At 50.6% G+C, this 22,226-nt stretch carries 15 protein-coding genes; 2 read left to right on the top strand and 13 right to left on the bottom strand.

Annotation, left to right across the window (positions count from 1 at the left end; genetic code table 11):
* The first annotated feature begins 41 nt into the window (after positions 1–41).
* On the top strand, positions 42–1,433 hold the full coding sequence (locus IPG80_RS18880; RefSeq protein WP_345110294.1) for a pyridoxal-dependent decarboxylase: 1,392 nt from the start codon (positions 42–44) through the stop codon (positions 1,431–1,433).
* A gap of 66 nt (positions 1,434–1,499) precedes the next feature.
* On the opposite strand, the gene IPG80_RS18875 is transcribed toward IPG80_RS18880, so the two are convergent.
* The 13 genes from IPG80_RS18875 to IPG80_RS18815 all read right to left on the bottom strand — a co-directional run bounded on the left by IPG80_RS18875 (position 1,500) and on the right by IPG80_RS18815 (position 21,212).
* Complete coding sequence (locus IPG80_RS18875) at positions 1,500–2,762, bottom strand: right-handed parallel beta-helix repeat-containing protein (RefSeq protein WP_345110292.1); 1,263 nt, start codon at positions 2,760–2,762, stop codon at positions 1,500–1,502.
* A gap of 68 nt (positions 2,763–2,830) precedes the next feature.
* Positions 2,831–3,505, bottom strand: coding sequence for a hypothetical protein (locus IPG80_RS18870; RefSeq protein ID WP_345110289.1), 675 nt, complete (start codon positions 3,503–3,505; stop codon positions 2,831–2,833).
* An 18-nt stretch (positions 3,506–3,523) separates the two neighbouring features.
* A complete protein-coding gene (locus IPG80_RS18865; protein ID WP_345110286.1) occupies positions 3,524–6,757 on the bottom strand; it encodes a hypothetical protein in 3,234 nt (1,077 codons plus the stop codon).
* On the bottom strand, positions 6,754–7,851 hold the full coding sequence (locus IPG80_RS18860) for an SIR2 family protein (RefSeq protein WP_345110283.1): 1,098 nt from the start codon (positions 7,849–7,851) through the stop codon (positions 6,754–6,756). The genes IPG80_RS18865 and IPG80_RS18860 overlap by 4 nt, the downstream gene beginning before the upstream one ends.
* Before the next feature lie 37 nt (positions 7,852–7,888).
* The gene (locus IPG80_RS18855; protein WP_345110280.1) at positions 7,889–9,124 is read right to left on the bottom strand and encodes an SUMF1/EgtB/PvdO family nonheme iron enzyme; all 1,236 of its coding nucleotides are present in this window, start codon (positions 9,122–9,124) and stop codon (positions 7,889–7,891) included.
* A gap of 250 nt (positions 9,125–9,374) precedes the next feature.
* Positions 9,375–12,326, bottom strand: a complete 2,952-nt coding sequence (locus IPG80_RS18850) for a TIR domain-containing protein (RefSeq protein ID WP_345110277.1) — start codon at positions 12,324–12,326, stop codon at positions 9,375–9,377.
* A 212-nt stretch (positions 12,327–12,538) separates the two neighbouring features.
* Entirely contained in the window at positions 12,539–15,727 is a 3,189-nt protein-coding gene (locus IPG80_RS18845; protein WP_345110274.1) for a DNRLRE domain-containing protein, read from the bottom strand.
* Positions 15,728–15,947: 220 nt separating this feature from the next.
* Entirely contained in the window at positions 15,948–16,583 is a 636-nt protein-coding gene (locus tag IPG80_RS18840) for a phospholipase (protein ID WP_345110271.1), read from the bottom strand.
* Positions 16,580–17,542 (bottom strand): ring-cleaving dioxygenase, encoded by a 963-nt coding sequence (locus tag IPG80_RS18835; RefSeq protein ID WP_345110269.1) that lies wholly within the window; start codon positions 17,540–17,542, stop codon positions 16,580–16,582. Before IPG80_RS18835 ends, IPG80_RS18840 begins: the two co-directional genes overlap by 4 nt.
* 101 nt (positions 17,543–17,643) lie before the next feature.
* Positions 17,644–18,474 carry a polyamine aminopropyltransferase gene (gene speE, locus IPG80_RS18830; RefSeq protein ID WP_345110267.1) on the bottom strand — a complete coding sequence of 277 codons (831 nt, stop codon included), beginning with the start codon at positions 18,472–18,474 and terminating at the stop codon, positions 17,644–17,646.
* Positions 18,475–18,483: 9 nt separating this feature from the next.
* The gene (gene speD, locus IPG80_RS18825; RefSeq protein WP_345110264.1) at positions 18,484–18,867 is read right to left on the bottom strand and encodes an adenosylmethionine decarboxylase; all 384 of its coding nucleotides are present in this window, start codon (positions 18,865–18,867) and stop codon (positions 18,484–18,486) included.
* A gap of 272 nt (positions 18,868–19,139) precedes the next feature.
* Positions 19,140–19,895 carry a lysophospholipid acyltransferase family protein gene (locus IPG80_RS18820; protein WP_345110262.1) on the bottom strand — a complete coding sequence of 252 codons (756 nt, stop codon included), beginning with the start codon at positions 19,893–19,895 and terminating at the stop codon, positions 19,140–19,142.
* A 3-nt stretch (positions 19,896–19,898) separates the two neighbouring features.
* Positions 19,899–21,212, bottom strand: a complete 1,314-nt coding sequence (locus IPG80_RS18815) for an MFS transporter (protein WP_345110260.1) — start codon at positions 21,210–21,212, stop codon at positions 19,899–19,901.
* 161 nt (positions 21,213–21,373) lie between these two features.
* Between IPG80_RS18815 and IPG80_RS18810 the strand changes: the two genes are divergently transcribed.
* Entirely contained in the window at positions 21,374–22,183 is an 810-nt protein-coding gene (locus IPG80_RS18810; RefSeq protein WP_345110258.1) for a methyltransferase domain-containing protein, read from the top strand.
* Positions 22,184–22,226 lie beyond the last annotated feature (43 nt).

Here is a 22,226-nt window from a genome sequence, read left to right as displayed (position 1 = left end):
GGTCACATGAATTCATGTGACCAAAATCTTTTGAGGTGACCATGCATCAACTTCTTAAAAACGACCTTGCAAATTTCAACCACCTGCTTGAAAAGACCAAAGAATCTTCCAAGCAGTACCTTGATTCCATCGAACAACGCCCGCCCGCAACCGGGTATTTGAAAAAGGAAAACCCTGGCATTCCCCTGCCCGGGATCGGTGCAGAAAAAACGCTGGAACTCTTTCTCAAACGCTACGGTGACGCCATGCCCGCCAGCAATGGACCGCGCTTCTGGGGGCTGGTCACCGGAGGCACGACTCCCGCGGCGGTGATCGGAGATTGGCTGACCAGCATTTATGACCTGAATTTGAGCCATGCCGCTAATTCTGTGGCACCGGATATTGAAATGGAAGCGCTGAATATGCTGGGTGAATTGTTTGGGCTGCCCGCTTCTTTCTCAGGGACGTTCGTTTCGGGCGCGACGATGTCTAACTTTTCAGCGTTAGCCATTGCACGTGAATGGATCGGTCAGCAGTCGGGCAAGTCCGTAGCGCAGGAAGGGCTGCAGGCAATTCCGCCCGTAAAGGTCTTGAGTTGTGAAGCGCATAGCAGCTCGTTCAAAGCCATGGCAATGCTTGGGCTGGGGCGAAACTCCCTGAAAGTGATCGCCAGACTGCCCGAAAATCGAGAGGCGATGAACGTCGTCGAATTGCGAAAAGCTTTGGAAACGTTGAACGGCGAGCCGTGCATTGTCATCGCCAATGCGGGCACGGTCAACACAGTGGACTTTGATGATGTTCAAGCCATCGCGGCGCTGAAGTCTGAATTTAATTTCTGGCTGCATGTGGATGCGGCGTTCGGCGGGTTTGCGGCTTGCTCACCAAAGTTCAAGCATTTGCTCAACGGCATTGAACATGCGGACAGCATCACCATCGATGCACATAAATGGTTGAACGTGCCCTATGATTCGGCGATGGTCTTTACCCGGCACCGTGACCTGCAAATTTCGGTCTTCCAAAACAGTGCTGCCTACCTGGGTCCGATCTCAGAACCAGTGGATTTCATTCACCTTACACCTGAGAATTCACGCCGCCTGCGTGCCCTGCCTGCCTGGTTCAGTTTGATGGCCTATGGGAAGGAAGGCTATCAGGATATCGTTGAGCGAAATTGTGAAACGGCGAAGCTGCTGGGCGACAGGATCGAAGCCAGCAAGGAGTTCCGCCTGCTCGCCCCGGTACGCATGAACGTGGTCTGCTTTACCTTGAGCGGAGAGGTCACTGCAGAAAAAGTGAAAACATTTCTGGCAGACCTCCGCGAGGACGGGCGGGTGTTCATGACACCGACCACCTACCTCGGCACTCCCGGCATTCGGGCTGCATTCAGCAATTGGCGCACCCAAGAAATAGATGTGGAGATCGCCTGGCAGGCGATGTTGGATTGTGTAAAAAAATAAGAGCAAGGCAGCCCTAAGTTTTGGACTGCCTTGCTCTACCGTCTTTCTGTGTGAAAGTTTCGCCTTTTAGCGTTGCACCAATACGAAGATGCCGGGGAAATTGGTGGAGAGTTCCAGGCGGGGTGTGCCGTCTTCGAAGACGAGTTTCAATCCGCTCAGAATCATGCGCGGATCATTCGGATGCAGGTTGAATTCACGCGGATTGCCGTTCTCATCCAGCATGAAATCTTTGAGCGGGAGCCAGCTGCCATTGTCCCAATACAGCAGGGTGTAGACAGTGCCTTCTTCCAGGTTCGGCACATCAAAGGAGACGTTGACCCGCCCGCCCTCGCTGATGTAGGAGATTGACTTGCCGCTTTGCAGAATATCCAGCGAGAATGCTGAAGCATAGGTGTAGCCCGCTGGCAACTCCCCGGGAATGGCTGTGTTGTTCAAACGCTTGATGATCGCTTTGCCAGTTACTGGGCAAACGATCTGGATCTTGTCTTCATTAGGCAGGGTAGCATAGTAGTTACTGCGGTCTGCACAGGAAAGTTCGAATTCGATCTGTGAGCCGGTGGAAGTACCTAGGAATTCTAAAATTCCAACAGGCGAAGATTGTACTTCTGCCTCCACAATTGTGAGAGACGGTGCCAATGCATAATAGCCACATGCTTCATTGTCAGTTGCAGTCACACCGTTAAGCATAATTGAGACAGTTGATTCTATATACAGACCACAATGCGAATTATTTGAATAATTACCTCCATTTACAAAAATACTTCCATAACCGTAAGCAGCAACGCCACTATTACCCGAGACATTATCACCTTTATTATTACCGGAAGCAGAAACACTATTCAAGGTAAAAATTCCACTTGTTTGGACATGCATGCCAGCAACATTATTGTTGAATGTGCTATCTGTAATAGTTACACTTTTCCCATTTGGGTAGTATGAATCCCAATTCTTAAGCCAAAAACCCATTTCAAGCGAGTTATTATCGAAGTGGCTATTAGAAATTTCCACAACGCCATTTGAGTCCTGTATATGTGCGCCTTTATTATGATTACCATTAAATTCGCTATTAACTATATACATATCTGAGAAATGCCCACCAAACAATCCAGCGTAAGAATTATTATTAAAAGTACTATTCGATATATATAAAGGCATTTGCTCAGTTCTTGGTTCTATTGGATTTTCCCACCCCATAATCCAAGCGCCATTAGTATTGTTGTTAAAATTACTTTTATTAATGCTTGTTTTTTTGACACGAGTTAATTGTAATCCGTATACACCTATTGTCTCGGTTTCCCGATTTACCCAGTCAATGGTTGTTGGATACAATACTGGATTCGTAACACCCGTAACAGTAATATTGTTAATAGTAAGATCGCCACTCCACCATACAACTACTATTGGAACATTAAATACTGAGTTTTCTCCAATCGTCCAGAATCTCCACTTACACCACTCCAACCGCCTTGCAACGTCAAATCATAGGATTTGGCAGCAGACCAATTCCCTATCATGCCAGGGAAGTTATAGGTGGTGCCATTAATGATTGCAGCACTGCCACCCTGATTCCCCGATTCAATCCATATAGTTCCATTTCCAGTTGGCACAAACCCGGCAACCAGATCAGATAAACTAGCAAATGATGATGTACATCCATTTGCACCGGGAGTTGGTGATACATTAACTGGACACCAAATCGGATCTGCAATTGCGATAACCTCCGCCGCCTCTTGTGTGGCAAGCGGCAGGACTTCGCCATTTTCGCCCAGCACGACAAGGGAGGTATCTGCAGGCAGGTCTTGGAGCAAGTCCACGGGGATGGGTTCTTCTGTTGTAGGCGGCTCCGTTGCTACGGGCTCAACAACTACAGGTTCTTCTGTAGCGACAGGTTCGATGGGCAATACTTCCGCCACGGGTTCCTCGGTTGGGGGCAGCGTTTCTACAACCACCTCTTCGGTGGGAACAGGCGGCGGGGTGACATCATCTGCCAACGCAGGAGTGACCCATACGAAGTGGGTCAATAAGATCAACAGACCAACGACAAAGACGGTCGTCCATAGTTTTGTTTTCATAGTATTCCTCCAACGCCTTTAAGGATTCACCGGGCAAGAATTGAGAATGGCTTGTCTCTGCATAAAGCGTTCCACTTCAAGTTCGGTCAGGTTGCGATGAGCGGCGTTACAGCCCAGCCCCACCCACGTGAGCGGATCAATGTTCCAACGGATGGTACGTCCGTAGTCTTCGCTTTGCCCCTTCTCCACGGTTACAAGGTAAGAACCGTCAAAGTAGGCAGCCATCACCGGGCGTTCGAAGCCTTCCAGTTTTAAGAACGGCAGGGCAGCGGCTGGGTTGGTCACATCCCACACGATCACGGTCAGGTCGTCACTGGCTGAGGCGAGCAACACTTTTCCTGAAAGAGTGCCCAGGCTCAAGTCGTGGATGGAGCCGGTGTGTTCCGTCAAAAGGGTATCGTTGTCACTGAGACGAATCTTCTGTTCATCCACCACTTCTGCTTGAATATCACCACTGGAGGCGCTTGTGCCCACATCGCTGGGAGCAGGGGCATTCGTTACCGGCTGGCTAAGCGGGCTAAACGTGGAGAGGTCCCAACGCACAACTACACGGTCATCGCCGCCGGAAATGAGATAGGGTTCCCCATCTGCCAACTTGCCGAATGCCACGGCATTGACGGGCTTGGTATGCGCCACCAGCGGCAGACCCACCTGATCGCCTGTATCTGCCTGCCAGAGCATGATCTTGTTATCGAAACCGACCGAGGCAAGCAAAGTACCGTCGGCGCTGAATGCCACGCTGCGCACATAGCCGCCATGTTCGCCAAGGATGTTCGGATCCTGCAATTGCTGTGCTGCTGCATTCCAATCCCATAGCACCACCGTGCGGTCATCACTGACCGAGGCAAACTTAACACCCTGAGGGTCGAAAGCAATAAAGTTGACCGCAGATGTATGCTGAACGATCGGCTCTCCGATCATCTGCGCATAAGATGACTGCGATACATCCCATAAAATGATCTGTTGGTCATCGCCTGCCGAAACAAGGACTGCCCCATCGGGGCTGAATGCCAGGCTGTTCACAAAGCTGGAATGTCCGGTGAGCGGCGCACCTTTCATTGTGGGCTTCTTCAGGTCTGTAATATTCCAAATGATGATATGCGTATCGAATGCGCCTGATGCCAGCAACATGCCATCGGGACTGATGGCAAGGGTCTTGATCTGGTTGTTATGATTTTGGCGCACATCGGCAAGCAGACTCGGCTCTGCCGCATTTGTCACATCCCAAAGAGTGATCTGCCCCTTGTTATCGGTGCAGCCCTGGTATTGGTCATCCACCGGCACACATCCGCCAGCAGCCAACAAAAGCGTTCCGTCGTATTGATGGAACACCAACGAATTGGCAATGCCGTAATCGCCAAGCACTTTCCCCAACGGCTGACCATTTGAGTCGGCGAGGATGATCTCGCCGTATTTACATTGATTGTTGTCGTACTCGCGGCAGCTCGAAGCAGCGAAGACAGTGCCATCCGGGCTGACCGCCACACTGCCGACAGGTCCTTGATAACCGAACAGACGGGTGTAAGGCACGAATTCAAGCAGGTTGAACAAAGTTGAACGTGTTAGCAGGCTGGACTCATCACGCTTGAAAGCTTCCATGCTCAACAGCAAAGCCTGCGCATGGTCACTGTTCTTGACCGAATCTGCCTGCGCAGCAAGGCTGCCAGCCAGAGCGAGCTCTGCCTGTTCCTCCGCTTTAACTTTCGCCTCATTGGCTTCCTGCGCCGACTTTGCCTGTTCCTGTTCGGCTCTTTCTGCCTTGGTCTTTTCACCATTGGCTTGCACCCCAAACCCGATCGCAACCACCAACGCAATGATGGCAGCCACAAACCCAACAAAGATCATGCGGCGCTGCATTTGGTCACGTTTGCGGCGACGCACCTGCTTGCTGGATTGTTCAAGGAATTCCTGTTCTTCTGTGGTGAGATTAAGAGCAGCCGCTTCCTTCTCCGCCTGAGCCAGTTCCTGCTCATTGAGCAGCACGCCTTCACTGCGACCTTGCTGCCCCCACAACAACACACGCTGTTGAAATACACTCAGATTCTGCTCAAACCATTTGCGGTTACTGGTCTTCACCGGCTCGATCAAACGGTCATGAGAAAGTTCGTACCAGATCTGCCCGGCACGCAACTCTCCACGAACCAGATCACCTTGCAAAGCGCGGATCACCTCATTGTTCAACCCGGCGCTGCTGCCCGTCTCTTGCAAGATCATGTTGCGGGTCTTGTTGGCGGTGATCAATTCATTATCGAACCACTCACGGATGAGGCGTTCAGGGAAGTTCTTCTCTTTGGCAACCGCAGACACGCGTCCGTTGTAGAAAACTTCAAGTGATTGATTAACATCACCCACTTCAAGCAAATCGTTGCCGGTGATCTGGGTGCCGTTGGGCGGTAGATTCTGCCAGAGCGAAAAACATACCACCTGCAACTGCACCGGCTCCACATACTGCCCCGATTGCACTTCCGGAATACCACCCGCTTTATGCACCAAAATACCCGAAAGGTCTTCCACCAATTTTTCAGCGATGCCTTCAGCAAACGGGCGGATATTCTCCACCGGATTCTTCACCGCTTTCAATGCGGCTTCGCGGGTCAGGCGCTGCATGTAATAACGGGTACGCAACCCGCCAGGCAGCAAATGCGCGTACAGATCCAGTGAAGCAATGTAGTCATCACGCATGATCAGGATCACGGTCAGGTACGGGTCATCTTGCAAGGCTTGCGCCACCTGCCGGAAGAAGTCACCATGCTTGAGCCAGGCATCCAATTGGGTGGTGAATATCTCTTCGAACTGGTCAATGATAAGCACACGCCGCCAGTGCAATTCCTGATTCACACCAGATGTGCGGGTTGCATCAAAGTAATAGCCGTTGTCATTAATATCCAACCCGGCAAGAAATTCAGGGATGGTCTTGTGTGCCAGCACAGCGGGCTCGGTCTTTTGCTGCAAAATGCTGTTCATTAAATTGAAGGCATATACATTTTCGATCTGTACCCCTTCGGGGAGGTCGCCAAGCACACGTCCCACGGGCAGGACTTCAAAGTCACCCTGCTCCAGCTCCGGGATCACGCGGGTATTAAGCAGGGAACTTTTGCCTGCGCCCGATTGGGCATAGAACAGGATCAATTTTTCAGAGGAGATCAATGCCAGCAGATCGCGGGCTTCGCGCTCTCTGCCGTAAAAGAATGCGCCATCTTCTTTTTGAAATGTGCGCGGACCCACATAGGGATTTTTCACGATTGTATTCATGCCTGTCCCTGCCTGTACGTATTCCAATCATTCCAAAGCTTTTGAATGAACGCTTCCGAATCATTCCATTCCACATCAAATTTTCGGCGGTCGAAGTAGCGCCCCAGATAATCGAGAGAGCGCTCTTCGTTCTCGATACGCCGGTCATCTTTCTTTAATTGAATGACCATGCCGCGTGGAGAGAATTCGTCGCGCCGGAATTTCAAGAGGAAGCGGAACATCACACGAAAATCCCAATCGCGCAGGTGATAGCCAAGCAGCAGCAGGTGCGATTCGCCCAACGCCCGCCGCAAGCTAAGCGGCACCACCGGGTTCAGTGTATTGGTATCTTCGACCATGGCGATCAGGAAATTGAGATAATCGTCTTCGCTCATAACCATGGTTTGCGGGTAATCTTCCAAGCCATAGAGATGATAGACCAGCGGATTGGTGACGGTCGGCAGATAGTCCAGGTCGGTGCGATGTTCGGGTGAAGCGCTTGAGATCTCCCCAGACCAGAAACAGATCTGCGTCCGCGGCTTTTTCCCTTCCGCCTCGAGCGCCCGCTCTAAAAAGTCACTTTGACTGGTGGTAACGTAGATCGGCAGCGGCAGGCGTGCCAGCAAACGCAGCGGGTCTTCTCCCCCATCCGCAAAGCGCGGATAATCCAGCTGATTGGCGATCTCGGAAAATCGCATTTCATGAATACGCGGCATCAGCCGTTCGGCAATGTCGGCATAGTTGGGGTCGTCTTTGGCAATGGTGAGTAGAACGGTCTTCAGGAATTCAATGTATTTAGTACGGGCATGCGGGTCGTCTTTTTGTTCCACCAAAAAATACTGCGCCACCCGCGCCAGGTTTTCTTTATCCTGCATGGGATATTCAATGAAATTGGCCCATTCTGCTGTCAACTGTTCACTAATGGAAGGCAGTCCTTCTTCGAGGGTTTCACCGCCTTCGCGAAAGATCTGCTCGACCCGAAATGAATTACTGACGATCGGGATCACAATGCCTTGATTAATGCGCGGCAGAATATCATCCAACACTCCTGGCTTTGCCCCAGACTCCTGTGAAAGCTTTGCCCTTGCTTCTGCAAATCTTTTGTTGATTCCCATCGTTCACCGCCTCAATTTTTTTACAATTTTCTGCCTTCTAAACACTCATGGCAATTCGAAAACCGTTGCGAGCACCGGGAAGCCCCGCATCATCGGGAGCCTGCCCGCTCCGAGCAGCGCAACGTAGTAAAGCCGTATCATCTTTCATGGAACTGCCGCGGATCACTCTGCGAACCTGACGACTGGCATTCAGGTCATTACGCCGGTCATCCTTCCATGGATATGTAAAATCAGGGTCAGGCGCAAGGCGCTTCTCTCCCCAAAGTGAACATGTCCACTGCCGGATGTTGCCCACCAGATCGAAGCAGCCAAATTCATTTTGTGCGGGAAAGGCGTCCACTGGTGCAAGCAGGGCAGCGCCGTGGTTACAGCGCCCATTTTCAAACTCATCCCCCCATGGGTATAAAGTTCGCCCGCCTGCACGGCAGGCTTTTTCCCATTGAGCTTCATTTGGAAGGGTGTATTTCCGTCCGGTTCGCCCCGATAACCATTGGCAGTAGGTTATGGCATCATAGAATGTGATTCCCGTGACCGGATGATTGAGGCGGTCTTTTGGCGAATGTTGACCGTCCCAACCCATATTGGGCGTGACCAGCCTGCCGGTATCGCGAATGAACTCTTCGAACTGGGCATTGGTTACGGGATACTTGCCGATGCGATAATCGGGTAGAAAAACTTCATGTTCCGGCGATTCGGTTCCGGGTCCGCCCTGAGCCGCTGGGCTGCCCATCCAAAATTTCCCCTCTGCGATGTGAACGGTTTTTGGCTCAAAATATTCAACGGCAATATCTTCTTCGGCATATCCGCGCCAACGGCGGATATCGCGAATGAGTCGTTCGATATCCGCATTGAAATCCGGATCATTGCGAATGCTGATGGCGTTTTGGAAGGTAAGTTGTAATAGACTTTCGGGAATATCATGCGGCGATGGCATGGGGGCATTCATCAAAAGGACTGGGACCACCATGATACGGTTCTGTTCCAAGCCCCTGAGACCCGTCTCCACCTCAATGCGCGTAAAATCGTTTGGGTCGAAGAGTCGTTTGTTCCCTACTGAATCGGTAATACCTGCCCATTGCGGACCAATGATAACAAGCATGACCTGGCACCCATGGGTTTCTTTTTCCAACACGGATCGAAAATCGACCCCGGCCGGGATATCATCCAGGTCACGAAAAACGCTTTTGTTTCCAAAAGCAGATTCAAGCCTGTCTTTGATGCGACCAATGTGATAGGTGCTATCTGCGCGACGATAGGAGATGAAGATTCGCATGATGATGGCTCAGCATTCAATCTCTCGGTGCGTTGAATTGGGTGCGATTCCACCCTGCACGAGGTGCGACTTCAGCGTCTAAAATTAAGGCTAAAAATTTTATTATTAAATATGGGAATTTACTGAATTCCGTTGAATTGTACCATTATTCACATATAAAAGTTTTCCCACACCTTTCAAAATTTTAATGAAAAAACCGCCATCTCGTTGGGTCAGACGGCGGTTTTTAAGGACAATTAAAGGTGCATTCTTATGGGATAGGCAAGTTTGGGCACAATTGCACATATTTCTCATCGTTGAAGAAAAAGCGCCACTCGGATGTACTAAAGTTGCGTGTCAAACGACTACACGCCGCCGCGACAACCTCTTCCTCAGGTATGGTCTTCATTAACGTGAGATCATAAACTTGAATGGTTTTTAGAGAAGATCCAAAGAGGGTTTCTCCATCGGGTGAAAATGTCAGCCCGGTCACATCACTCTTTTGACGGATGCGATTCAATTCCATGCCGGTAATTGCATCGTAAACGAATATCTCATCCGTACCGCCAAGGAACAACTGGCTGCCTTTGGGGTCAAACAAGATGGAAGATGTTGGAGGACCCGAATATTCAGCGAGTTTGTCGTACTCACCGTCCTCCAATACCCAGACATACGTCTGCCCGGAGGAGGTGCTGGACCATGCGCTCGACGCCAGAGTTTTTCCATCCGGGCTGAATGTGAGCAGATAATTTGCGCCGGGCGCACTGACTTCGCTCACAACAGTTTTCGTATCCAGATCAAGTATGACGACCTTGCCATCCATGCCGACAGCAAGTTGGTTCGTTGTGGAGACAGCGATTGCATATACAGCCGAGGGAGCCTGCCAGAGAATGCCATTATCACTGCCATCCAAGCCACGGTTTTGCAGCATGCCATCTTCGCTGCCAAGAATTAGAGATTGACCATCGGGTGTAAAAGCCAATAACTGAGCAGGACCTGCGCTCGCAATGGAGCGAGTATTGCCCTGAGATTTATTAAAGAGAGCGACCTGTCCCTCAAAGGTTGATGCAGCCAGCCAGTTACCCTGCGGATCAATGGCAAGGTCATAAACGAAATCCGGATGAAAATCAATGATCGGCTTGCCTTGGGGGGTTATCCGCGTGTCAAAAAGCGCGGGGTCGAATACCCAGACCTCTCCCCCGGCTGAAGCGGCATACCACCCACCATCGGGGCTCATTTCAATATTTGAGACAAATTCGTCGAAACGCATATATCCGGTGTTCATCGAAAGAGCGGAGATATCCCAAATGGAAATGTTACCTCCCAAATCTCCTGCTACAAGATAGCGATTATCCGCGCTAAATTCCAGTACGGTTCCATCTTCGCGCAAAGGGATTTGGAACATTTCGGAGCCGCTGGCAGCGCTCCACACGCGCACGGTTCGGTCGGAGCCGGTAGATGCGATCCATAAACCGTCGGGGCTGATCTTGACTTCACTCACTACGCTATCCTGCAAAAAGCGCAGACGCTCTTCGCCTGTCTTTGTATCCCAAACACGGATACGAAAATCATCGGAGGCGGTTACAAACCAGGTTCCATCCGGACTGAAGGCTACGTTCGTAACCCGGTCTTCATTAAGGACGCGCAGGATCTCCTCACCAGTGAAGGGACTCGTTAGCACAGCGCAGTTATCGGCACTACCTGAGATCAGTTGATTACTATTCGGGCTGAAAGCGATCTCGAATATTTCATCGCGATGCGCTCCCCCGGTGATGATCTGCTTGGTGCCCAAATTCCAAAATGTGATCGAGCCGATATCCGAGGCGGCGGCAAACCATTCACCATCGGGGCTGAAGGCAGTGACGCGTAAATTCCCATATACAGAGAACTCGCCGTATGGCTCATAGCTGGAAAGCCGGATCAGATTGATACGCGCATCATCGCGCGTCATTGCAAGCAGGTCTCCATCCGGGCTGATGTTCACATCGCGCACCGAAACTCCCCAATCGAATTGTTTTAAGGGTGTGCCGTCATTTGCGTTCAAGACTTGAACCATGCCGGAAGAATCACTGATGACCAGAATCTTTCCGTCGGGACTAAAGACCGCATCTAGAACTGCCCCTGGGCTGTTTACACAGAATTTATTTTGACCATCCTCAAAGCGGGAAAGACAGGCACTGCCGTCTTCACTGGTCGATACAAAGGTTGAACCATCTGGACTAATTTCTATGTGGAGGATCGAGCCTTCCCTTTCAGACTGCTTAACAGGAATCGGCAGCAGGCTGATATTCTTTCTAAGGATATCGTCCGCTTCTACAGACGGTTTTCTGCGAAGCGAGTCGATCGCAAATAATGTACTGGTGAATAAGCCACCCGTTCTGGACTGGTAGATCTGCCCACGGGCTGCACTGCGCTGGGCTTCTGCGATCGCCTCATTCGTGATCGCTTTCGCTTTGGCTGCAACGGCAGCTTTCTCGCTGCTTTTGGCGCGTTCTTCATTTTCGACAGCCTTTTGTCTTGCTACTTCGGCAGCTTGAGCATTTTCCAAAGCAACTTGCCGCTGGCTGATGGCAAAAAGCGATAACAAAATCATGATGACGAGGGTTGCGGCTGCGGTAATAAATACGGCTGTTCGAGCCCGCTCACTGCGTTTACTGACCGAAAGATATAGATCCTGCAATTCAGAAGGTTTGGGGTCGCCATTCCCATGTGTAGCCAGCATCAGTGCAGCACTGCGCAAATCGGCTCCACGCAGAAGGAGGCTGGCTTCTTTTTTACGATCCCACTCCAGGGCGCGGACTTGTAACCGACGATGTTCACGCAACCATTCAACATCCAGATCGATCGCCAGTTTTACTTTATCGATCCCCTTTGCGTAATCATCCGTCTCCCGCAGGAAGATCCAATTCAAATCACGGATGGTGGTTTCGGTGGCGTTTGGATCAACGTCGCGAACAACGATGGGGATGATGCGCTTGGCGTTCTTTTTGGCGTGCATCCATTCAACTTTACACACCTCAGATTTTATAGAATCCGGGCTGACAAGGAAAAGAAAAGCATCTGCCTGCTCAATGCCCTGAAGGATCTGGTCGAGCCAGCCGACCGCAGGAGGGATGTCTTCCCAGTCCACCCATACATCCATTCCAGCGGACTTAAAATCCGCCATCAGTTTGTGGGCAACTTCAGAGTCCTTACGCGAGTATGAAATAAAAATACCTGCCATGCGTCACCAACCTCTAGATAAATTGAATAAAAGTAAATTAGCATAAGTGCTCTCGCCGCAATCCCCGGCGGCGAGGACGCCGCCTTGAGCAGGGCGAAAAATAGACTTTTACAAGAAGTCTATTGAATAAAAGTAAATTATACCTGTGCTGGGCATAAAAACTTCTCAGGCTTAGATTTCATTAACCGAAGGTACTTTTGATCTGCACGTTCCTATTTTGGGACGTAATACTTGATCGTTAATTGAGGGCGGGCAGAATTTACCCCATAATTTCCACTGAAAAAGGAAAGATAATCATCGCGTCGGTCGTCATCATCATCCAATTGAAAGCCCAAACGAATCTGAGTGCCCCCTTTCAAATTGATATAAGGAAAGGCGGAAACGTCGAGGTTCGTCCAATACCAGCCGCCCACCGGGTTGTTCAGGATCAGCCCGGCATTGTACAAACTGGCAGGTGCTTGAAAATCGGATATTTGCAGCGCACCGATCTGAAGCGGACCGAAACTACCGAAGGCACCCTGACGCAGATCCACCCACATGGCACGATGGGTATCAAATGGATTTGTCCCAACGATTTTTTCAGTTTGCAAAGTCAAGATCGCCTGCGTAATAATGGCTGTATCCGGCAGCGACGCTGTGGGGAATTGCAATATCGAACGGTACTGATTATCCTGTGCATTGTCACCCACTCTAAAGGTAATAGCGTTCGAATTCAGTGTGCCGCCTTTGTTACTAGTCTCTTTTGATTCGAGGATCCAGCCGTCTTGCGCCCCATCAGAACTAAAAGAGACGGACTGAATGACAGGGGTCAAACGGTCCACAATATAGGTATCGCCAGCAGTAAAATCGCCATTCCCCATACCTGCACCACCCAACGGAGATCCTGCCGCATCGAGAATGCTGTCGTTATCGACCAGGTCCAGGCGCAGCGACCCACTGCCGCTGCCTGTATTGACGACGACGGTATATGCTGCCTCTGCGCCGTTCACGGATGCAACTCCCGCATCGCTCAAGCCGATAACGGTTGCGGCAAAATCAGCCGCATCCACGCCGGTGACAGGCTCCGAAAACGTGACGGTGAAGCCTACGCTTCCAGCCGTAGTAGGGCTTGGGTCTGCGCGCAAGATCGAGGTCACGCTTGGAGCGTTCTTGTTATTAACGTAAATTTCGCCAGCGAAAAAGTCCCCGTTCCCAGTGCCCGCCCCGCCCAATGGAATAAACGTCGAATCCACGATGCTATCGTTATCCACCAGGTCAAGACGTAACGTCCCATCGCCCGTGCCTGTATTTGCCGTGACTATATATGAATTTCCTGAACCAAAAACCTCGGTGATGGACGAGTTAGCTATCAAGCCAGTTGTGGTCAAAATAAAATCACCCACGTCCACACCGCTGACCTCTTTAGAGAAGGTCACATTAAAATGTACCAACTCTGCATTACTTGGAGTCGGATCTGTGCGCAAAATGGTACTGACTGTCGGAAACGCAGGCTCTGCTGGTGCAGGTGTATCCGTTGTAATTGGGGCAGGCGTATTGGTCGTAGGCGGAATGCCATACCCAGACTCGAACGCGCCCAAGTCTGGGGCACTGCCACCAAACTGATCATTGATTCCAAGAAGCAGAATACCGCGGTCAATATTTGAGCTATTCGGCAGCAAAGTCATATCTGTCGATAAACCAGGCGAACTTTCATGCCCATTACAATCCAAACCTGCTGAATGGCACAATTGATTCAAATCGGCATACGAAATACCTTCCCACACAAAGCGGGTACTGGCGTTTAAAGTGAACCAGTTGTTGTAATTCCAATCGTGACCCATCGAACCGGGGTTATGGGCTTCTACTGAATATCCATTGGCATGAAAAATATTATTTCGCAAGATGGAATTTTGTGCCGCGCTGATCAACTCAACAGAATGTGTATTGGCAAATGTCGTAAAACTGGTATTGTGATACATCAAAACCCAGCCATCTGAATTTCTGTCCCATTTCACACTACGAGCTGTAAAGTTTACGAAGGTATTCCGCAAAATCCAAACGGGTCCCATGGTTATAGGCGCAAGTGAGATCCCCACCAATGTCGATTCGATGCGGTTGTTCCTAAAGCGATGGTTGACACACGTCCCTTCCGGTTCGAGCGCATCATCGCCGATGTGATGAATGTAGTTATTATAAATATCGGCATCGAAGGCAACACCCGGATCATTCAATGCTGCCGATGAGCTGGTGTAAATACCGTTGAAATAATGATGGATGGTGTTTCCGCGCACGATCGCGCCGATATGTCCACGTAGGACAATCGCCATGGACTCCATCGAAGTCCCTTTGACGGCATTCCACGCCCACTCGCCGAACACCGGATCAGACATCTCGTTGTATTCAATACGCGTATCATTGCCGCGATCTTCCCCGCCTGTCCACTCTACAAAGACCGGATTCTGTACGTTGTGAATTCTGTTCTTACGGATCACAATATGGGAGGAGTTCTTCGAGCATACACCGCAGCCAAATTCGGTGCCGTAATAACGCATCTCAAATCCTTCGACCCAGATCCAATCGCGCTCTTCTGCCAAAAAGGCGGCATTGAACTGCGGCACCTGCCATGTATATTTATACGGCTCGCGGTTGGTATGAACATACAAGCGCGCGTTAACCGGGTCGTAGAACCAGCCTTCACCCATGGGCACATTATTGTGCCCATTTGCATCCAACAGGTCGTTCAGAAAATCATACTTATAAAACCGCAGCCCATCCCGCGCCAGATATTTAATGCCAGGGTTGACCTTCGTGAACCAGACATTCGGCTTCCCATCCATTGGCTTCCACTCCTCCACCGGAATGGAAATGGACCCATCCAAAATCGCGCCGCCCCCCTCCGCTTTGACCTGTATCCAATTCCCGGATGTGCCCGAGTCTGGGAATGTAACCGCCTCTTTATAAATTCCATCTGCAACCAAAACCTGCGAGCCAGGCAGTGCCCGGTTGACACCTTCTTGGATCGTACGAAAAGGCGCGGTAATCGAACCGTCCCCGCCAGGGAACGCGTCGTCGTTTACATATATTACATTGGTAGGTGTAAAGGATAATTCGTCCGGCTGGGTGGTAAATGTACCGCTGACCTCAGAGGAACCATCCGAAACTTTTACCTCATAGGTCGTGGATTGCGTCAGATTGAATAGACTCCCCACCAACCGTCCATCCTTGATGCGCATGAGCGGGTGACCCGGACTCCAATTCGCCTCACCGCTGCGACGGTAGGTCAATTGCGCAGAGGCGGGCAGCCCAGAACCGCTGACAACAACTCCCGCTGTTTCGATATTCGCAACAAAACTAATCTGACTAAAATCCCCCGCTGCACTCGCATCAACTGATTGCGCAGGCGTACCCACAGAAAACGCCATTGCCCCGATCATGCAAACAAAGGCCAGAGGGCGAAAAAACTTCGAAAATTCTGAGATTGCTTTCATAGGAACACCAATGAGACGAAAACGCCTCTTTTCAATTCCACTATAGCACGCGCATTCTAAAATACAATTCCGGTAGCATGACAAAATAAAAAGGCTCGAACGGGTCCGTTCGAGCCTTGGAATACGATCTTCAGTTTCTTGTGAAGATTCTCTTCTACAAACGTTTCGCGATCAGGTCTCTCGCCAGTTCAAGCTCATCATCGATGATGGTATGGTCCATATTGGGATACACCCTCTCCGTAACTTCCGCACCAAGAGAAGTGAGCAATGCAGTAGTTTCCTTCACCCGTTCCAGTGGAATGAACGGATCTACATTGGAACAACCATTAAAGACCGGCATCCCCGCCACATTCCCCACCGCCTCGCGCGGTTTTCCACTTTGCCAAATATAACCCCCGCTAAAAATGAGCAGACCACCATACGAGCGCGGATTGCGAATGACATACTCAGTAGAGAGGCTGGCGCCTTGTGAGAACCCGCCGATGAATATCTTTTCCACTGGAATGCCGCTCGCCTCGATATGTTTGATCAGTCCGTCGATCTTGGCAATGGCAGCCGAAAGATACGGCTCGTTCGATTCCACCGGCGCGATCAATCGATTTGGGTACCAGATGGAGCCTTCCGCCTGTGGGGCGAAGTAGGCAACTCCGGGAAAGTTCAGAGGCGCTGAAAGGGAAAGGATATCCTGCGCCGAGGCTCCCCGCCCGTGGACGAGGATCATTGCTGCGCTGGCATCTTCCAATTTTGCGCCCGCTGTATACACAGGAGATGTTGCATGAGGCATGGTCATGAGAGGCTCGCTTTTTTAATGGGATTAAGAGTAAGAGGCAACAGGCTGGCTTCGATCTCAGCACGCTGCGGTTCAACCCATGCCGGGAGCTTCAGGGCTTCGCCCAGCGACGTTTTGGGTTCGTCGATCAAAAAGCCGGGAGTGTCGGTTGCGATCTCGAACAGGACACCGCCCTGCTCGCGGAAATAAATGGAATGGAAATAGCTGCGGTCCATGACCGGGCTGACGCGGAACCCCGCTTCACTCAACATGGATTGATAGGTCAACTGCTCCTCATCATTCGCCACACGGAAAGCGATGTGATGGATGGAGCCCACACCGAACCCCGCCTGCATCTTACCGGGGCGATGAATCAGGTCTACGATGTGACCGAGTGCATGCCGGTCACTTTTGAAGCGATGACGATTCTCCTCCGCACCTGCGAACTGATAACCCATTCCCTCAGTTAACAATGCGGATGTTGACTCCACTTCCTCCAGCCAAAGGGTTATGCTGTGAAACCCGTGTAACGCATAAGCCTGTGGAATGGGACCCTCTTCCCAATGGTGAATGGCAGGCAGGCTTTCCACTTCGACCAATTCCACACCCATCCCATCGGGGTCTGAAAAGGCAAGGACATTCTGCCCAAACCGTGTGTCAATGGCTTCGGTTTTAATACCATTCTGTTTAAGCCGTTCTTGCCAGAACGGAAAAGAACCAACCGGAACGTTGTATGCCACAACATTGGTTTCGCCGTTACCACGCACACCGCGGCGCATATTGGGCCAGGCAAAGAAGGTCAATACGCTGCCGGGGTTGCCGACCTCATCGGCAAAATAAAAATGATAGGTATCGGGCGAGTCAAAATTGACCGTGCGCTTGACCAGCCGCTGCCCAAGCACGTTTCGATAAAAATCCACGTTACGTTGTGGGTCGCTTGCTACCGCAGTCACATGATGCAAACCTCTAATAGGGTCCATGTTTTACTCCTGTTTTCCAGATCTGTTCATCAGGAAAAAAATTTCGTTGGATTTGTGTACAAAAAAGCCTCCGGGTGTAGACCGCAGAGGCTTTGAATATATTACCCGTATAATTCTTTTCGGAAAAACTCAGGCAAAGCAAATGCCGCTTTGTGAATTTCAGGATTGATATATTGATTCTCACCAGGTGGAAGCGGAGTCTTAAGTCCATTTTCCCAAGGAGTGTCCGAGACATACATGAAACCGATCCCGCCGCCGGGGTAGGTGGGAATGTTGGCATAGTAATAAGCAGGATTCTTCGTGAGCGCTTTGGCAGATTGATATATGGTCTTGATCAGCGCCGTGTCGAAGTAGGGCTGCTCACATTGAGTCGCCGCCGCACCGCCAGGGACGAGGGCACGCACCACCAACTTTTGGAATTCGTCTGAAAAGAGTCGCTCTGCCATGCCAATAGGATCGGTGGTATCCGAGATGATGACATCGAACTGACCGGGGTTTTCTTCCAAGTAGCCAAAGGCATCCCGAACGAGCAGTTTGGAGCGTGGATCAGACCACGGGTCCCCGAAGGAGGCGGCGAAGTATTCGCGGGAAAGATCCACCACGCGCTGATCCAATTCACAGACCACAGCTTCCGTCACGGATGGATATCGCAATACTTGTTTCAGCGAGCCGCCATCTCCGCCACCGACGATCAACACACGCTTCGGCGCTCCGACTGCGAGCATGGGTACATGCACGATCATCTCGTGATAGCCCATGTTGTCGCGCTCGGTGAGTTGGATGATGCCATCCAGGATCATGGCATTGCCAAAAAACTCGGTTTCGACAAGTTGCAGATGTTGATACTGAGTCTGCTCGTCGGCAAGCACGCGTTTGACGCGGATGCCTTTACGATAGTAAGGGTGTAATTCTTCGGTAAACCAGATACTCATTCAATGTCCTTAAGCCGCAATCGGCATTTTGGTTTCGACAGAAGCTTCGCGGTCGAGCTTGCGAACCGCGAAATCATCTGCACCAAAGGCTTCTTTGAGGCGCATCAGCACGGGCATAAAATCCTGACCGACGGCGCAAGTAAAGAGGTCAATGGCACAGTAATTATACTCAGGCCAGGCGTGCAGGCTGGCATGCGATTCGGCAAGCAGCAGGAAGCAGGTAAAGCCATGCGGGCTAAATTTATAAAACCCTTCATCAACGACGGTCAGACCGCTATCACGCACAGCTTGAGAAAACAACGAGTAAGCCTTCTCGCTATCCATGAGTACTTCGCGGTTGCAATCGGAAAGATCAAAAATATAATGTTCACCTAATTTTAAACTTGCGTTCATTCACACCTCTGGGGTTAAAAAGTAAAGAACCCGCCTAAAAACCTTTTCCATTGATCCGCAGGATGTATCCCTGCGTGACAAATGAAACTGTCTCTAAGCAGACTCTGTTGTAGTACTTATACTATGTGCTGACGGAGTGTCAATCTTTTTGGGCGGTGAATATTATTTACTGCAGTCCATCAGTAAAATCAAAATCATCATTATGAACTTTGCACAGTCCACAATGATGATTCGTTAACCCTATTCTATGATGATTTAATTTTGTTGAGTTTTCACCGCACCATTCCAATAACCTGTCCTTCCACTTTATCTGCCCAAGGGTATATCTCAGTGCCTTTGGCAGCTTCGCGAATGATTGGGTCTTCGGAGTAATGCCCGCGGCTTTCCCCTGGAAGCAATTCGGCAATTCGGCGCATGATCTCATGACCGATCTCATCCAACTGGTCACGGAGTTGTTGCCCGCGTCCTTCGGCTTTGAAAGGACCGAATGGCTTACCGATATTGACCTGTATCCTGGCGCGACGTCCACGCTTGAGGTTGGGAAGCACTTCGGGCATGTTGACCAAGCCAACGGGAAGGAGAGGCGCGCCTGTCTTGACCGCCAAAAATGCTGTCCCAGGGCGGGCAGGGCGCAGAACAGTCGCCCAGTTGCCCCCTTCCGGAAAGATCGCCAGTACTTTTCCTTCTTTGAGAATACCTTCTGCGGCACGGATCGAGTCTTTGGCACCTGTACCACGATACAAGGGATGGTATCCCCACAAGTATGGAAGGATGCGTGAAAGCTTTGGTGCGTGTGGAGTTTCGGCACCGCCAAGGAACTCGATCTCCCGCGGTGAAACTCGCACAAAACTGGCTGGGTCGACAAAACTAAAGTGATTCCCCACCATAATGAGTGGACCCGACGCAGGGAAATTCTCCGCGCCGTTGATCTCAAGGTCTGTCACCGCATGGAAAACCGGCTTTGCAAGCCAACGCAGAAAATTCCGCACCAGCTTGCGTCGAGGGGATGAGAATTTTTCAGCACTCATACATTAATCTGCCGGGGTGTATTCGAGCGCCGCCTGACGCGCGCGCTTTTCGCTCACCGATAACAGAACAAGGGTGCCCACTATAAGAAAGACCACAATCGAAAGGATACCCGCACGCTGCCCCGTCTGCTCAGCCAACAGGGTTTCCATCCCCTGCGCCTCAAGGCGTAAGGCAACACCTGTAGCAAGAAAACCATAGATGGTCGGTCCAATAAAGGATGAGGTCTTTCCGGCAATGGCGAAGAAACTGAAGAATTCAGCGCTCTGTCCTTTCGGTGCAAAGACCCCTGCCATCGTACGAGTGACTGCCTGCACACCGGTCAACGCCAAACCGGCAAGAGAAGCGATAATGAAGAACCCGGTCAGGGTTTTATTGAAGAACATCCATACAACCGCAGCGATCATCAAAACAAGTGAAATGAACAAGGTGCGCATCAACCCGGCACGTTCGCTATACAAACCGGAAAGATAAGCGCCCACCACACTCGCCATTTGAACAGCGATCATCAAGATGATAAGCTGAGTCTGGTTCATGCCATACAAGACCGAACCGATGATGGCGGCAAAATCAAGCGCCATCACAATGCCATCGTTAAAGATCAGGAAAGCAACGATGAACTTGAGAAATTCAGTGAAATGCCTCACCGAACCAAAAGTGCGCCCCAGCCGACTAAATGCCAACGAAAAGTAATTCTTACCCTCTGGTAAAGGTTTACGCTCACCGGTTTCTTTCACCCACAGGAATATAGGCAATGCCGAAAACAGGAAGAACAACGCTGTGAATACAAATGCCCCACGAACAGGCAGGTTGGTACCTTTTATCAATACGATCGCCGGAAGCACCATTAACAAACAAATGATGCCGCCCAATGAGCCGATCGCCCAGCCATTCGCAGAAACACGCCCGATCTCATCAGGTTCCGCTACTTCGGTAAGCAGGGAGTTATAGAAGACCTGTCCCGAACGATATCCGATCTCGGCAAGGATGAAGAACAACATACCAAGGAACACATCCCCCTTTTGCACAAAGAACAATAGTCCCGTAAATATCCAGGAAAGAGATGAAAAGAAGAAAAGGAATCGCTTCTTGAAGGCCGAGTAATCCGCGATCACCGCCAGAATCGGCGAAACGATGGCGCTGACCAGCATGGCAATTCCCACCGAAATTCCCCATAAACGCGACCCTTCTGCCCCGCCCACCACAGAGCCCTTAAAATACGCCGAATAGATCGCCAGCAACACCACCGCCGCATAGGCAGAATTTCCAAAATCGAACAAATACCAGCCCCATTGCGCGCGTTTTCGTTCTTTGTCCATGCCATTCTCCTGGGAAAAATTTAGCTGATTTTACTGGAATTAACAACCCAAAAGGCGTTTCGTTCTGAATTAGACCACCTCCAAAGGTTAACGTTGGCAGCCAACATACAACCCAAAAATCTACGGTATAGTAGGTTTCCACTCAACCTTTAGGAGATGAGATGTCACCAAACCAAAACCCGCTTCATGAAGAAACCCGCGCTGCCTGGGAAGTCAACGCCGAAGTCTGGGATAAGCGCATGGGCGATGACGGCAACGATTTCTTCAACATCCTTTGCTGGCCCACACTCGTCTCGTTCCTCAGCCCGCAGCCTGCTGCCCATATTCTGGATATCGCCTGCGGAAACGGACTTACCACCCGCCGCCTCGCCGAGCTGGGATGTAAAGTCACCGCTTTCGATTTCTCCGCCAACCTGATTGAATATGCCAAACAACGCCTTGCCAATTATCAATCACAAATTACTCTGCGCGTCATTGATGCCACAAACGAAGAACAACTGCTCTCCCTTGGCAAGTCCCAATTCGACTCCGCCCTTTCCAACATGGCGCTTTTCGACATGGCAGATATCGAACCGCTCTTTCGAACTTTGCCCAAACTGCTCAAACCCGGCGGGACGTTCGTCTTCTCCATCACTCATCCTTGTTTCAATAACGCCTCATCTGCCCATGTAGTGGAAGAGATTGATAACAATGGCGAAATGCAGATCAGCTACGCCATCAAAACCACTCGCTATATGACCCCCTACTCCACCCGCGGACTTGCCCTTCGAAATCAGCCCATGCCGCAAGTCTATTTTGAACGTCCACTTCAATACTATTTCAACCTAGCTTTTCAACATGGATTTGTCCTCGACGGTTTTGAAGAACGTGCCTTTCCGCCAGAAACCCCACAGACTCACCCACTCGGTTGGGGCGGCAACTTTAGCGAAATCCCTGCTGCCATTGTGATAAGGATGAGATTGCAAAGCTGAGGATGGGTCACACAAAGTTAATTTCTCATTCTACAAGGACGGT

This window comes from Candidatus Villigracilis vicinus (genome assembly GCF_016702885.1).
Classification (GTDB): Bacteria; Chloroflexota; Anaerolineae; order Anaerolineales; family Villigracilaceae; genus Villigracilis; species Villigracilis vicinus.
This window is presented reverse-complemented; position numbering and strand designations above follow the sequence as displayed.